The 14,280-nt window shown below is 69.9% G+C and carries 17 protein-coding genes; 16 read left to right on the top strand and 1 reads right to left on the bottom strand.

Translation table 11 applies throughout. The features are described 5' to 3' along the window. Positions 1-243: 243 nt before the first annotated feature. A complete protein-coding gene (locus tag DV701_RS07390) occupies positions 244-771 on the bottom strand; it encodes a MucR family transcriptional regulator (protein WP_114927735.1) in 528 nt (175 codons plus the stop codon). Between the two features lie 215 nt (positions 772-986). Between DV701_RS07390 and DV701_RS18185 the strand changes: the two genes are divergently transcribed. From DV701_RS18185 to DV701_RS07330, 16 genes are all read left to right on the top strand, one after another. After that, complete coding sequence (locus DV701_RS18185) at positions 987-1,163, top strand: hypothetical protein (RefSeq protein WP_162802879.1); 177 nt, start codon at positions 987-989, stop codon at positions 1,161-1,163. Between the two features lie 280 nt (positions 1,164-1,443). Beyond that, the gene (locus DV701_RS07385) at positions 1,444-2,166 is read left to right on the top strand and encodes a hypothetical protein (protein WP_162802878.1); all 723 of its coding nucleotides are present in this window, start codon (positions 1,444-1,446) and stop codon (positions 2,164-2,166) included. Between the two features lie 83 nt (positions 2,167-2,249). Continuing rightward, on the top strand, positions 2,250-2,399 hold the full coding sequence (locus DV701_RS18180) for a hypothetical protein (RefSeq protein WP_162802876.1): 150 nt from the start codon (positions 2,250-2,252) through the stop codon (positions 2,397-2,399). Beyond that, positions 2,392-3,123, top strand: a complete 732-nt coding sequence (locus tag DV701_RS07380; protein WP_114927733.1) for a hypothetical protein — start codon at positions 2,392-2,394, stop codon at positions 3,121-3,123. The genes DV701_RS18180 and DV701_RS07380 overlap by 8 nt, the downstream gene beginning before the upstream one ends. Next, positions 3,120-3,818: a hypothetical protein gene (locus DV701_RS07375; RefSeq protein ID WP_114927732.1), complete on the top strand. Its 699-nt coding sequence runs from the start codon at positions 3,120-3,122 to the stop codon at positions 3,816-3,818. The genes DV701_RS07380 and DV701_RS07375 overlap by 4 nt, the downstream gene beginning before the upstream one ends. 76 nt (positions 3,819-3,894) lie before the next feature. After that, on the top strand, positions 3,895-4,206 hold the full coding sequence (locus DV701_RS07370) for an IS110 family transposase (RefSeq protein ID WP_114927731.1): 312 nt from the start codon (positions 3,895-3,897) through the stop codon (positions 4,204-4,206). A gap of 15 nt (positions 4,207-4,221) precedes the next feature. Next, positions 4,222-5,094, top strand: coding sequence for a transposase (locus DV701_RS07365; RefSeq protein WP_114927730.1), 873 nt, complete (start codon positions 4,222-4,224; stop codon positions 5,092-5,094). A 169-nt stretch (positions 5,095-5,263) separates the two neighbouring features. Next, on the top strand, positions 5,264-5,386 hold the full coding sequence (locus DV701_RS19115; RefSeq protein ID WP_267874140.1) for a hypothetical protein: 123 nt from the start codon (positions 5,264-5,266) through the stop codon (positions 5,384-5,386). A 332-nt stretch (positions 5,387-5,718) separates the two neighbouring features. After that, complete coding sequence (locus DV701_RS07360) at positions 5,719-7,755, top strand: RAMP superfamily CRISPR-associated protein (protein WP_114927729.1); 2,037 nt, start codon at positions 5,719-5,721, stop codon at positions 7,753-7,755. Further along, positions 7,752-9,209: a Cas10/Cmr2 second palm domain-containing protein gene (locus DV701_RS07355; RefSeq protein WP_114927728.1), complete on the top strand. Its 1,458-nt coding sequence runs from the start codon at positions 7,752-7,754 to the stop codon at positions 9,207-9,209. The genes DV701_RS07360 and DV701_RS07355 overlap by 4 nt, the downstream gene beginning before the upstream one ends. Next, positions 9,206-9,742: a hypothetical protein gene (locus DV701_RS18175; protein ID WP_162802874.1), complete on the top strand. Its 537-nt coding sequence runs from the start codon at positions 9,206-9,208 to the stop codon at positions 9,740-9,742. The genes DV701_RS07355 and DV701_RS18175 overlap by 4 nt, the downstream gene beginning before the upstream one ends. Before the next feature lie 467 nt (positions 9,743-10,209). Beyond that, positions 10,210-10,806 (top strand): hypothetical protein, encoded by a 597-nt coding sequence (locus DV701_RS18170; RefSeq protein WP_162802872.1) that lies wholly within the window; start codon positions 10,210-10,212, stop codon positions 10,804-10,806. After that, on the top strand, positions 10,803-12,134 hold the full coding sequence (locus DV701_RS07345) for an RAMP superfamily CRISPR-associated protein (protein ID WP_114927726.1): 1,332 nt from the start codon (positions 10,803-10,805) through the stop codon (positions 12,132-12,134). Before DV701_RS18170 ends, DV701_RS07345 begins: the two co-directional genes overlap by 4 nt. After that, entirely contained in the window at positions 12,131-12,556 is a 426-nt protein-coding gene (locus DV701_RS07340) for a hypothetical protein (protein WP_114927725.1), read from the top strand. Before DV701_RS07345 ends, DV701_RS07340 begins: the two co-directional genes overlap by 4 nt. Continuing rightward, complete coding sequence (locus DV701_RS07335; protein WP_162802870.1) at positions 12,553-13,767, top strand: hypothetical protein; 1,215 nt, start codon at positions 12,553-12,555, stop codon at positions 13,765-13,767. The genes DV701_RS07340 and DV701_RS07335 overlap by 4 nt, the downstream gene beginning before the upstream one ends. Then, positions 13,757-14,143: a hypothetical protein gene (locus tag DV701_RS07330; RefSeq protein ID WP_162802868.1), complete on the top strand. Its 387-nt coding sequence runs from the start codon at positions 13,757-13,759 to the stop codon at positions 14,141-14,143. Before DV701_RS07335 ends, DV701_RS07330 begins: the two co-directional genes overlap by 11 nt. Positions 14,144-14,280: the final 137 nt, after the last annotated feature.

Raw genomic sequence — 14,280 nt, 5'->3', positions numbered from 1 at the left:
CGCACTCACCCGGCCTCTTTGAGCATGTCCAACTGCGGCTCGACGCTGAGCCGACTGCGCAGATTCCTGTCCCACTCGCCCTCGAGGCAGAAGACACCGGTACCGCTCATCGCCCGAACATAGCGCGGCTCAGGGATCCTCCGCCGGAAGCGGTGACGGGCTGGAACGATGGGATCGGATCTCCGATCACTGTCACCCTGACCTGCGCGGACGAGCGGGCGTCTCACGGTGGGCTCTGCACTCTCACCGCGCAACGTCCGCGTTTGGAAGAGGCATTCTGCGCCGGCGACGGTTGTTTCGGGCCGCGCACGACCTGCTGCAGAACCGGCGTCGGGCGGCTGCGATGAGCGGGCAGAACTCGACGCCGCACCATTCGCAGACGACGACGGTCCCGGACCGGTAGAGCCCGCGGCGGTCCCTGCCTGCTTGTCGGATCGCTGCGAGGCCGGCGGGCGAGATGGCATTGGGGCCGCTACGCTGCGCCGCGCTGGCGGCGGCGGGGTCGCGGGCCTGGATGAACCGTTCCCGGGTGCTCATGGTCCATCGCGCGTTGGCGGCGATCGTCTGCGCGGTCTCCTTGGCGACGAGGCCGCGACGGCTCAGGCCGTGCGCTCGCCGGTACTCGTCGGCGGTCAGGTCGTGGGCCTTGGACACGTGCAGCCCGAGGTGGGTGAACCGGCGGCCGCACTCGTGGCACAGCAGGCCGTCGGCCGTCTCGTCGACCATGCCGTACCGGCCGTGCCCGTCAGGCTGTCCCACTCGCAGCTGCACGAGCCCATGGTCCCGCGCGCAGATGGCGGTGTCATCCCACAGGGCGCAGCATGGTGAGCCCGCACGAGTGGTGGACTGGCGTTCGATATCGTGGCTGGGTGGCAGGAGGTGCGTACCCGCGTCGGGGTCCTGGTGTTCCGCTCGCGGACCGGGGAGTGGGCAAGGGGCAGGACCCGGCGAGGCCCTGGCTGCGGCCTGTGCGGGAGGACCCGGTGATGCCTCGTCGGCGCCATGCCTGGGTGCGGCTGCCCGGCCGGTCCGGCCCGCAGGCGGCTCTGGTGCTCACGTGGGTCCGGGACGCGGACGGGTGGTCGGCGTGGGTTGTCGTGGCTGAGGAGGACGGTCGCGTCGAGCTCCTCCAGGTCGGCGCGGCGCAGCTGCGACCCGCCTGAGGTCATCCGGCATGGGGACAACCCCCAGCCGTGAGGGCTCCACGGTTGGCTGAGACCCGCGGGGGCTGCTGGGGCGCTTCAGGTCGTATGAGGCGGACGAATCGCGGCCGGCGATGATCTGGGCGGGCTGCCGACCGGGGCACACGGTGGCCGACTGCGTGGACGTGCACGCGGGCCGGGAGCACACGCGCCAGCCCTGCGTCCGTCAGCGCCGGGCCCCGGACCGCCGGGGCGGTGGCCCTCCCTGCACTGCCCGGGGCGATGCGCGAGGACCGTCCGCATGACTGACCGTGGGGGTCCGCCGTCGGTGGAGCGGCTGCCGGGCTGGTACCGGGAGGAGACGGTCGCGGCGCTGACGGGCTTGCGTCACGTGCTGGCTCGGGCCGGGGAGGGGATCCAGGAGCTGCAGGACGGTATCGCGCGCGCGGCCCGCCGGCTGGAGGACGTCGACTGGGCCCAGCGTGGCGGTGACTGGCCACCGGCCGTGGACCGTCGGATGCTGCTGTCCGAGTTCGCCGACCTGTGCGAGGCCGCGGCCAGGGCCGGTACGCGGGTGGCCTCAGACCTGTCGCTGGCCCAGGAAGGACTGACCTCGGCACGGCACGCCGTGCAGGAGTGGCAGCCACGCACGGAACCGGACCGTCAGGAGCGGGCACGGCTGCACCATACGGCGCTGGGGTTGCACCGGTTGCTGGAGGAGGCCCGACTGGAACTGGACCGCACGAGCGCGGCCCTGGGCCGCTCGGGGGCCGAGGCACGGGAGGCCGTCCCGGCCGACCGGTCCAGGGTCGAACCCGTCCACGTCGACCTGCTCGCCCAGACCCTGCGGGCGGCTGCGGGGGAGGGGCACCGGGTCGACGCAGCGTTCTCCCGCGTGACCAGCCAGACCCGGACCGCGGTGCCACCGGGCGACGACACCTCCCGGGCCGCGCGCGAACGGATGCACGCCCACCGGCACGGCACCGGCCGCCCATCCTGGCCCTCACCGGGGATCGGCCCGTGAACCCCATGCGCCCGGCCGGGCCGCATCCGCACGGAAAGGCCCAGCACGCAGACCCGTCCTGGGAGAGAAGGAAGGAGCCAGAGATGAGCACGCAGAACCCGGAGGCAGGGCCCCTGGCCCGCGCCGGCATCGACCTGCACGAGGCCAGGCAGGCCGCCGCGAGGGTGGAGGAGCTGCTGGAGCAGGTCGAGACGGACCTGCGGGCGGTGCTGGAGGTGGAAGGGCATGAGTGAGCCGGGCGGGCCGTTGGACCGGGATGGGTGGGAGCGGGTCTCCTCCAGGACCCGGTCCGCGCTGAGGGAGGCTGGCGACAGGGTCGCGGTCGCCCAGGACGCCGCCCGCGGCATGGAGAACCTCACCTCCCAGGCCCTCTGGGCCCTGTCGAGGGTGGTCCTCGTGCAGGAACGTGGCCAGGAACGGTCGCGCGAGGCCGAGCTGCGTGCGCCCCTGCACCAGTTGGCCGAGGCCTGTCAGGACGCCGTGCTGATCGGCCGGCAGATCCACCGGCTCCTCGGCGAGGCCGTCGAGGAGATCCGCACCGCCACCGCCACGATGGCGGCGGTCCGCCCGGACCTCGCCGGGCAGGACCTGGTCCACCACGTCACCCTCGGCGCGAGGCTGGCGGTCCTGGAGGAGGGACTGGTCCGTTGCCGTCCCGTGCTCGAGCAGGCCGTGGTCCGCCTGACGTCGGCGGCCGAGCACGCCCACCAGAGCGTCCCTGCATCGGAGGGGACCGTGCCGCGGTTCCCGGTCGAGGCCGTGGACCGTCGCCTGTCCGTGGCTCTCGAGGTCGGCGAGACGCTGCGGCGGGACCTGGCCGCCGCGCAGGCCGACAGCGGCCGTGCCCGTGGCCGGGTAGACACATTGTGCCGGGCCGCCACGGCCCGGATGGCCGCGCACCACGCCCGGGCCCCGTTCCCGGACCAGACCGCTACCGCGCCGGGGGTTGGCAGATGAACCCGGAGGCACCGACCCAGGCCCCTGGCCTGTCGCGGCTGCGTGACCAGGTCGGTGCAGCCGCCGACCGGTATGCCGCCTGGGTCGACCAGCTCGGTAGGTCCCGGGCGCTGGATGCTGGGGTGGTGATCGACGAGGCCGAGGAGCTGCGGCGCCAGCTGCGCACGGCAGCCGGCTCCGCCCACGACCTCGGCGCCCGGGACAGGGAGACCGCGGCGTCCGCGTCGGCACAGGTGCGGGCGAACCGTGGGGTCGGCACGGCGGCGGCAGCCCTGGACGCGGCAGCGCGCGCCCTCCACCCGGTCTCGTCCGGGCTGCGCGGCGACGACGACCTCGCCGGGGTCGCCCACGCGTCCGCCCGGGCGACCGGACGCTTCCTCCGATCCGCCCTCCAGGCCCTCGACCAGACCGACGGACCAGGCCGTCAGAAGGACCCGGGGGCCGGAGAGGCACGCACGGGCCTCGGCACGCCCACGGTCGGGCATGAACATGCAGACGTCGAGCACCACGGGAGAGGACGACCGCAGATGAGCGAGGAGGCTGCACGCCACAGGCGGCACCGGATCGACGAGCGACGGGTGGCCCGGGCGGCGGAGGCCCGCTCCGCGGCCCGGCTGCGCCAGGCGCAGGAACGGCAGGACCAGGACGTGCTGACCGAGGAGCCCGGTGAAGACCGGTCGCTCGGGGCCGGGTGACGCGAGCCTGCTGCATGTCCTGTCTGACCGACCCGGGCGGTGCAGACCCCTCGGATCAGAAAGGGCCAGCACCATCATGACTGATGCACCAGGACGATTCGGCGGTATCGACTCGCACAAGGACACCATCCACGTGGCCGTCATCACCAAGGTCTGCCAGCACGTGGAGGACAAGGAGTTCCCGACCACCCAGGCCGGTTACCGGCGCACAGTTGCCTGGCTCATCGGCCACGGCCCCCTGGCCGCGGTCGGAGTGGAGGGCACCAGCAGCTACGGCCGCGGCATTGCCACCGAGCTGACTGGAGCCGGGATCCGGGTCGTGGAGGTCAACCGGACCCGTCCGGCCGAACGCCGCAAGCAGGGCAGGACCGACGCCTTGGACGCCTAGCGTGCCGCCCGCTCCGTGCTCTCCGGCGAGGCCCGCACCGACCCCAAGTCCGCTAGCATCGAGCCCCTGCGCGCGCTGAACATCACTCGACGCTCGGCCATCAAGGCCCAGCAGGCCACCTGGCGCCAGATCGGCTGCGTGCTCGTCAACGCCCCCGCCGCCGTCCGCGACCGTTACCGGAACCTGCCGGACGCCAAGCTGCTGAGTGTCCTGGCCGGCCTGCGACCAGGCCGGTGCCTCGACCCTGACGAGGCGGACCTGCTGTACTCCCTGCGCGTCCTGGCACGCCGCCACCGCGACCTGGGCACCGAGATCAAGGACATCGAGGCCCGGATGCTCGCCCGCGCCACCCGGGCCAACCCCGGACTGATGGCCATCAAGGGCGTCGGACCCGTCACCGGGACCCAGCTGCTCATCACTGCCGGCGACAATCCCGACCGGCTGCGCAGCTCGGCCTCGTTCGCCGCCCTGTGCGGGACCTCACCCATGCCCGTCAGCTCCGGACGCACCGATCGCCACCGGCTCTCCCGCGGAGGCGACCGGCAGGCGAACTCTGCCCTGCACCGGATCGCGAAGAACCGCATGACCCACGACCCGGCCACCCGCGCATACCGCGACAGCCACCTGGACAAGGGATGGACGCTGCCCGCGGTGTACCGGGCGCTCAAGCGCGCAGTCGCCCGCGAGATCTTCCAGGCCCTCACCGGCCACTGCTCTGTCCCGGACTACTCCGACCTGCGACCGAGCAGGCAGGCCAAGAACATCACCCTCACCAACGCGGCCACAGCCCTGGGCGTCTGGCCCGCACGAGTAGGAGAGCTCGAGCTCAGCAGGCGCCGCGACGACGACTTCGCCGACCGCTACCGGGCATGGCTTGCCGCGGCTTGACACCCCATAGGAGCATCAGTCCCTACTTGAGCGGGTGGGCCTGGGTACGTGAGAGCTCGTGGCTCCAGGCATGCTGATGGTATCTGACCACCTTCAGCTGATGGAGCCACGAGCATGTCTGCCGATGCGTTAGTGCTGATCGGTCTGGAGGACGGGTTCGTCGTCAACGGTGTTCGAGCGGGAAGCCGGCGACCGGGTGCGGGTCGTGATCGAGATGATGGCACGGGAGGACGCCTGCCCGGCCTGCGGGGTCCTGCCCTCGACGGTGACCCCGCTGCCCGGTCGCCTGTGACAACTCCAGGACCACCGATGAGCTTGCACCGTGCAGGGTTGCTGCACTGTCACAGGACTGGCACACGCTTCATGGTGCCTATTGCCGCAGGTCAGGGCGTTCTGAGCGCGTTTTCCGCCACCTCCACCCACGTGTCTCACGCCGTGCAACTCGTGCCACAGTCCCCGGTCTCCGCGCAACGACGCGGAGATCGGGGGTTTTGTCGTGGGAGCCTGCGTGGAGCAGGTCGAGCCGGTCGGGTCGCTGCGACACAACTGCGACAGTCACCCGCTAGTGTCTGCAATCAAACCCTTGTGGTCGGTGCGACTGTTGCCTAGGTGGGTGCGAGTGCTATGACGAGGTTCGTCAATCCGTACAACTTCGTTCCCCTTGCGGGTGACGTCGATTCTCGGCGTGAGCGCCCGCGCGGGCATCGCCACGCGAAGGGTGCGCTCAGCGGCTGGCTCGACGTGACGATGGAGGCCACGACACCGATCTCCACGCAGACGGTCGCGGGTACGGCACGACCGGAGGAGATGCCGATCCGGGGGTCGTCGTTGCGGGGGGCGCTGCGGTCCATGCACGAGGCGTTGACGGGTAGCTGCCTGCGCGTCTTCGACACCGAGTTCGTCCCCGTCTACCGCGAGCACATGTCCACGGCGGCGGGGCGCACCCTGGCGCTGGTCCAACAGGTGCGGCACAAGCCCGGAACGGGGGAGGTACTGTCCCTGGACCTGTACCTGCCTCCTGCCCGGGACGTCGTGTCTGTGCCGATGAGCGCGTGTCCGGGACTGCCGACGGACCGTGACGGGGTCCGGACAGGGACCAGGCTGTCGGTCGTCGGGGTGCGGGGCGAGGAATGGTCTGGGCGGGTGGCGACGCAGGTGACGCTCTCGGCCGATGGTGATCATGTTCTGCTCGTCTCGAGCACTGCGGCCCGACCGCCGGACAAGGTCGACAGGTGGAAGTTCCGGGCGGTCAAGGCACCAGGGAGCATCGAGGAGGAGGAGCTGAAGCAACGCTCCCGTTCCGTGGGGAGGCTGGTCCTCACGACCCTGAACGCTGCGGCGGGCTCGATGGTCGACCGCAAGATCACACCGGTACTTCGGGATCCTGTCATGGGGCCGGACGGCTGGACCTATGACGGAGTCGGTAACGACGCGTACAACCGGGGTGCGGGCGGCGTGCTGTTCGGTCGCCGCCTCGTGGCTTGTGGTCCGGACCGTGAGCTCCTCAAAGACGGACAGCCGGTTTGGGTGAACCTGGACGAGCACGGCCAGATCGCACGGGTCGGCCTGTCGCAGATCTGGCGGGCCCCGGGGGAAGGTCGTGCGGGGGAACGGGCGGGTGAGGCGACGCCGTGCCGCGGCCCGGAGCTGTGCCCGTCCTGCCGGGTGTTCGGGTCGGTCGAGCACCTCACACCGGACGAGAAGGCAGATGTGGTGGCCAACCGGGGCGCGGAGCAGAACTCGTACATGGGGCACGTGTGGATCGGATCGGCCGACTATGCCGAGATCCCTCAGGTCCACCTCGTCGACCTTCCTCGTGTGGACGCGCCTCGTCCGGGAGCAGGTCAGTTCTACCTGGTTGACCGCACCATCGACGTCCACGACAAATCAGCCAGCCGTCTTCCCGAGCGCGGTCAGGCACGTCGCGAGTGGGGGTCCGCGGCGGACAGGGGGCGACCGCGGGAACTGCGTGGCAGGAAACGCTACTGGACGACGTCGCAGACCCCTCGGGTCACCGAGGTGACCGGGGAGATCTCGGCGGACGACCATGTCAGCCGTCGTGCTTGTGTTCCAGCAGGTACGAGGTTCACCTGGCGGGTGGTGTTCGAGGGTTTGTCCCCGGAGCAGGTCGGGGGTCTGGTCGGGGCATGCGCTCCACGACTGTGGCTGGAGGCGTGGCAGGGGCACGAGGGGGATCCAGCCGACGCCAGGTTCCGTCTCGGTGGCGGCCAACCGTTCGGGTTGGGGGCAGCCATCGGCGAGGTAGAGCTGCACGTGGAGGATATGCGGAAGCGGTGGACCGGCCTGCCTGGGGACGCAACTGCCCAGGTCGTGGATCTGAGAACGCTGGTCGAGGAGTTCGTCGCCTCGGCTCCGCAGAAGGTGCGGGAGACGTGGCTGGCGCTGGCCAACCTCGTGAGCCAGGACCACGTCGACCCTGACATGGTGTCCTATCCCCGTCACGGCGGTGTGCCGATGGAGGAAGCGCCCTTCTACTTCTGGAAGGGGTCAGTCGGTCGGAGGCGCACGAACCGCGACGGGACCCGGATCACCCCCTTCATCGCGCTGCCGACGGCCGACCTGGCAGGCGACAGCCAGGTGCTTGACACTGCCACGGCCACCGTCCCCGAGGGCAAGAAGCTGGGGGGAGGCCGGGCATGAGTGGCTTCTACTTCGTAGACGTCGGGGTCGGGGGGATCCAGCAGTGGCTCAGCCGCAGCTCGAACCTGCAGGGGCTGCGAGGCGCCTCGTCCATGCTCGCCGGGGCTACCGACATGCGGGCATGGGCTGCACGGCTGAAGGAGGACGGCACGGGATGGGAGTGGAACGCGGAGGCGGGGAATGTCTCGGGTGTGGTCAGCCTCCGGGCAGCGACGCCCACGGTGAAGGCAGAGCATCAGGCCGCCCAGGTGCTGCAGGTCCTGCGCAACGCCTTGCCCGCGGCTACGCTCCAGGCACACTGGTCACCTAAGCCACAGGGCTCCTACGCACAGTTCAGGGTCGACACGGCGAGGCAGGCGTCGTCCCGGTCGCAACCGGCACTCATGGAGAACCCTGCAGCCCGTCCCTGCAGCGACTGCAGGCAGAGCGCTGCTTCCCCTCGCGGAAACCGAGCCTCCCCGCGGCTGGGATCCGGTGAGGAGCGTTGTGACGACTGCTGGGCACGGGACGAGCACGCTCTTCTGCGGGCCCGGGAGCGAGCGTGGTCTCTGCGCCCGCTGTGGGGGGACCTGAAGATGTCTCGCGAAGGACTGAACCTGAGGGTTCCGGACGACCTTGGGGCTCTGGCACGGCTGGGGGAGCAGAAGACAGGGTCCCGTCCAGGGGATGCCTCGACACGGGTCGCCGTCGTCAGCGCCGACGGGAACGCGGTCGGGCAGTTCGTCGCAGAGGCGTCATCACTGGCCAATAAGGACAAGGTGGCACTGATCATCGACACGGCCACCCGGGAGGCCATCCTGGCAGCGACCGGGCGTCACTGCCTGGTCCACGACCCGGCACGTCCCGGAACGTGTGACGTGGCCATGATCCCGCACATCGTGGGCGGTGACGACATCCTTGCCTCGGTCAGCGCACACGTCGTCTGGGACTTCGTCAACACCTTGTGGACGGAGTTCAGCGCCCGGATGGACCAGCACTGGAAGCAACTCGGCATTCGGAGGAGCATCAAGCTGCCGACGTTGTCGGTCGGGGTCGCGATCCACCACGCAAGGCGGCCTCTGCGGACGGCGATCGAGGACGCTGAGCACTGCCTGGCCTCGGCGAAGCGGTCCGGCGAGGGCGCCTGGCTGGCATGGTCGGACTCGGTGGCAGGGGACTCCTCACTGGCCCCGCCGGCTCCTCGGCCGGCGGCCTGGGTGGACCGGAACCTGGCAGCACTGCGGCAGCTGGCCTCGACCCCGCTCGCGCACCGGGCGATGCTGCGGACGGTCCTGAACGATGTCGAGGATCGTGAGGAGGCGGTGCAGGTCATCAGCGAGGTGACCCGACGCCATGGGACCAGGGAATGCATGGACGCGCTAGTCGGGCCCGAGGACTCTTCCGGAGTCAAGCTCGGTGCCTGGAGGTGGGCACTGCAGATCGCCACAGACCTGACCCCGGAGGCGACCGCATGAACCGACTGCGATTCACCATGTCCTTCCACTCCGCGTTCCTCAGCGCGACTGGCCAAGCGGCCGACGGCTACGACCTCACTCTCGACCTGGAGAATCCCGTCCGCGAGAGTCACCTGAAAGGTGTCATGAGCGATGCAGCCGCCCGCGTCTTGCGATTCCCCCCGGCCAGGATCGAACAGATCTTCGGGTCACCTGCGCAGGAGAGTCCGTGGCGGTGGCAGGTCACCGAGCAGCAATGCGCACGGGCCGTGGTGCGCCACCGCGTCGGGATCGACGATGACACCCACTGCGCCCACCAGGACATGCTCGTGCGTGCCCGGGCTGGTCACCTGGACACCGTGGCGTTCGAGGTCTACCGGGTCACGGATCCGGAGGACCTGATGGAACGGACGGCCATCACCTGCTCGGCGAGGGCGGTGCACCGACTGGGCGGGCAACGTCGTCGCGGGTTCGGCTGGGTCGGCGTCGAGGGTGGGGACGATCTCGACACCACCAGTCTATCGAGGCTGCGGACGTGGGTGAGCACGGCGTGAACGACTACTGGTATTCGATCACCGCGACCCTCGACCAAGCAGCCACGCTCGGCCGAGGGCCGAGCGGAGGCTCGACCCGACTGACACTCAGGCACGTCCCCGGGTCGGTCCTGCGGGGGGCGTTGGCCAAGTCGTGGATCGACCGCCACGGGCCGCCGAGCACTGCCGCCCCCGCGGAGCGCCGTCAGTTCGAGGCTCTCTTCGAGGGTGGAGCAGTGTTCCGCCCCCTGTTCACCTCCGGGCCGCCCGTGCCGCTGTCGGTCAGGTTCCACAAGAGGACTCCCCGACAGGGCTGCACCCTCACGTGGGACGCGGCACTCAGCGACGCTGACCTCCCGGCGACCTGCCCCACGTGCAGAGGGCCGCTGACCTCGTCCAAAGGTGAGCTGCCCGAGACACTGCAGTCCCTGGTCGCCGGTCTCGACGACCCTGCCCCAGCCGCACCTGTCACCCGGCGTGACCTGCACGTGCAGATCTCCCGGACGGGAGATACCCAGGTCACCGGCAACCTCTTCGAGCAACACGTCGTGCGCCGCGGGACCACCGTCACCGGCCGGCTCGCCACCACACCTGAGGCGGCCGAGGTGCTGCATACCCTGATCGCCTCGTGCGAGGGCAAGATCGTCCTGGGTGGTTCCCGGTCCACCCAAGGGGCGGCGACCCTGGTAGTCAGTGACGCACCCACGCCCACTCTGGAGCGGGTCGGCGGGACCACCGATCAGGTGATCGTCCGGCTGGCAGCGCCAGGGGTGTTCGTGGACCGCCTCGGGCGCCCGGCCGCAGCACCTTACGGGGCAGAGCTCCGACAGCAGCTGGGTTCGCCGGTCACGGTCACCCGGGCGTGGTCGGACAGGTGGACGGTGGAGGGCGGCTGGCACGCGGCCTCGGGACTGCCCAAACCGCAGGAACGGTGCGTCGCGGCGGGTGCGTCCTACGTGCTGGCCAGTCAGAACCCAGTCACTGACGATGCGCTCACCCGACTTGCGATGCGCGGCGTCGGCCTGCGCCGGTACGAGGGCTTCGGAGCTCTGGCCGTGACCGAACGAGCGGAGAGCTGGTCATGACGGACCTCGAGCAGGCGGCTCCTCTGGACGCCTTGACCCTCTTCACCCTCCGGCTCCGACTGGTCACCTCGACCGCGGTCGCCACTCCGAAACTGCCGTCTGCCGCACCGGACGCGGACGAACCCGACTCCGTCCCAGTCATGGACGCCGACGGCCACCCTATCCTGCCCGGCACGTCCCTGGCAGGCAGCTTCCACCGTCACCTCGCCAGACGGGTCGACGCCGACCAGTTGACCAAGCTCCTCGGACGTGGCGGCACGGACGCCGTCGCCGGCACCCTGCACATCTACGACGCGACCCTCACAGGGCCGCACCGCTGGCTCGACGAGCACTCCACCGCGATCGACCGTCACACCGCGGCAGCGAAGGAGAGCACCAAACGACACGTCAGACGGGTCGCACGTGGTGCGGAGTTCATCACGCACTGGCGGCTGGACAACCCCACCGGGACCGATGAGCAGGCCGTTGTTCAGGCACTGTCCACTTGGGCCCCGCTCCTTGGCCAGAGCGTGACCAACGGCCACGGTGACGTCATCTTCCTCTCGGTCACCCACGGGTCCCTCGACCTGACCGAAGACGATGACCTCCTGACCTACCTGACGCTGCACGGACCGGCACTGCACGAGCAGGTAGCAACGCATCCTGTCGACTCTCCAGAGCCGACGACGCGCGAGAGGTTCACCCTGCCGCTGCGGATCGTCGAGCCGCTCCATGCCGGGACCGGGCAGGCGGACCGGGGCACGACTGACGCCCCGAAGGTGAACAGGGTCGCCCGGGACGGCGGCCAGTTCGTCCTTCGCGGCAGCTCCGTCCGCGGAGTGCTGCGGTCCCGGATCGACTACCTGCTCCACTCCCTGGATCTGGCCGAGTGCCCCGAGCAGCGATGCGGGACGTGCCTGACCTGCAAGATCTTCGGCTTCACCAACGCCGAGGCTGCAAGGAGGGGGTCAGTGCGCTTCCTCGACGTGATCGTCACCGGGGCCCCACCGGAGCCGGATCAGATCCAGCACGTCGCCCTCGACCGGTTCACCGGCGGTGCCCGGGACACGGCACTGTTCACCGACGAGGTCGTCCCGACCGGCGACATCGACGTGGTCGTGGAGGACCTGGACTCCAGCTCGCAGCAGTGGCGCCAGCTCGGCGCCCTGCTTCGGCTGGTCGCAGCCGACATCGACGACGGGTTCGTAAGGCTCGGCGGTGGAGGGTCCCGTGGGTACGGCCGCATGCAGTTGCGCGCCGAGGACCTGCCAACCTCAGGACTCCCACAGCTCAAGGACGCCCAGGCGCTGATCTCGGGCATGATCCCGGCAGAAGGAGAAGGAGCGTGATCCACTACCTGGTCGGCGAGGTCTTGGACAGCTGGGAGCGGGTTCGAGACCTGTTCCCCGACCACACCTGCCAGTGGCAGGACCTGGACGGCTTCCACCACGCCCCGATGCCACCGACCCCACCGAGCACCTCGCTCCTGCACGGATGGGACTCCGAGGGCACAACACTGATCCGGGTGCGCTGGGACGGGGACCGCGCTTTCGTCGCACGACTGAGCCAGGACCCGGAACCGCTGGGCAAGAGGAAACCGGAAGAGGTACAGGTGCGTACCGGAACCACCGTGGCGTGGGGTGCTCTGGGCCAGGTCGCACAGGCAAGGGGCCCGGCGGCCCAGGTACGTCACCAGGTCTTCGAGCACCTGGAGGTTCCTGACACCGGCCAGGGCGGCCTGCTGTTCATCCGGCCAGGCGCTCTCCCATGATCAAGAAGCGCGTACCCCCGCGGCTCCAGCACTGGTTGCTCGCGAACCGCTGGCTGCTGCTCATCACCATCGGCATCGTGGCGCTGGGCACCAGCAGCATCGCCGCGCTGGTGATCGAGGACTGGACGGTGGACCGAGAAGGGGTGCGTGTGACAGCCGTGGTCCTCGGCGGCATCTTCCTGGTCATCCTGTACTTGGCGTCCTGGTACGTGACCAAGCGTCGCGGCACCCTGTACTACGTCCGACTCCTGGAGGAGTGGATGCCGGACCTCTACCGGGACATGCAGTCCCAGTTCGGCGCTGAGTACAGCAACGAGATGGTCGTCGCCGAGCACCTCACGGCCCGGTCGAACAGGGGAGTCCTCGACATTGCCGACCAGGTCACCTCGGTGACCCGACGACTGCAGATGCTGATGTCCGGCGACGACCTCCGGACCAGCTACGACGTCGCGCCCAACATGATCTGGCCGGCAGCCCTCGCAGCCGGCTACCACATGCACTTCCCGTTGGAGACCAGGCTGATCGAGTTCGCCGGGGAGAAGATGGGCTGGAAGCTCCGCTCACGGGCCAACAGCCCCGCAGGGCACGACCCGAGGCTGCGGGTTCATCCAACACTGCCCTCAGAACCAGACCCTGACGTGGGGTCTGTCCTCCTGACCGTGTACATGACACCGACCAAGGACCCCACCCGGCCAGCCGGGCTCACCGTGGACAGGGAGCACACCTTCGGAGCCCTGGACGAGGCGGACCGGCCCCGAGCGGTCCTGATCGTCAAGAAGCCCACCAAGAGCGCCAGCGGCGAGGTGGCCGTCGAGGCGCGAACCGGCACCACCGCCCTGGTCGAGACGATCACCCAGACCCTGGCGGCATACCCGAACGCCAGCGTGTTCCTGTTCGCGCGGGTCGCGAAGACCGTGGCCCTGGGCGCGGGGCACGGTCTGAGCGGTCCGGGACGTGCAGACCAGATGAAGCGGGAGATGCCCGTAGAGTCCAGACGGCCGTGGACCAGGCTCGTCCCGGTGAACGTCGTCCAGGCCTACCCACACAACCCGCGCGACCCCTCTCCAGCATGCGACCTGGTCCGCGCAGCACCCGGCCAACCCCCGTCGGACCAGCTCGCCCGACTGGCCCAGAAGCACGGACTGTGGCCAAGACCCTGTGACCCGAAGACCGTGCCCGCACAGCCGGAGGACGCCCTCGATGAGCGCTGAACGGGAACGACCCGCACGCATCGTCAACCTCACACCCCACCCCGTGCGGCTGTACGTCGACGAGACCATCACCGCCACCTGGGAGCCCGAAGGACTTGCCCGGGTCACGGACGTGCTCCAGGAGCAGACACCGCTCCGTACCCAGGACGGGGACGTACCGTTCCTACGGATCTCAGGGGACGGTTCCACCACCGGTCTGCCGGCACCGGAGGAAGGGGTGGTGTACCTCGTCTCCCGGCTGATGGCCATGGCCATCGAACGGGACGACGTCGTCTTCCCCTTCGACGAACACCGGGACGAGCAGGGCCGAGTCGACGGGTGCCGTGCGCTCGCACGGTGGGTGCTCCCAGACCACCACGGTGACGTCGATGCCTAGCGCGTGGCAGGTCGGGATCGAGTACGTCGTCCCGACGAATTCTTGCCTACCGGGTACACCGGCATGTTGACCGCCCTGCCTGACCCTGTGCCTGGAGCCCAGTTCATCGCGTCCACGACCACCCCCGCTGCCAGCCC

This window comes from Ornithinimicrobium avium (assembly GCF_003351765.1).
In the GTDB taxonomy this organism is placed as follows: Bacteria; Actinomycetota; Actinomycetes; order Actinomycetales; family Dermatophilaceae; genus Ornithinicoccus; species Ornithinicoccus avius.
Note: the sequence above shows the minus strand (reverse complement) of the source record. Positions and strands in the feature narration are given on the sequence as shown.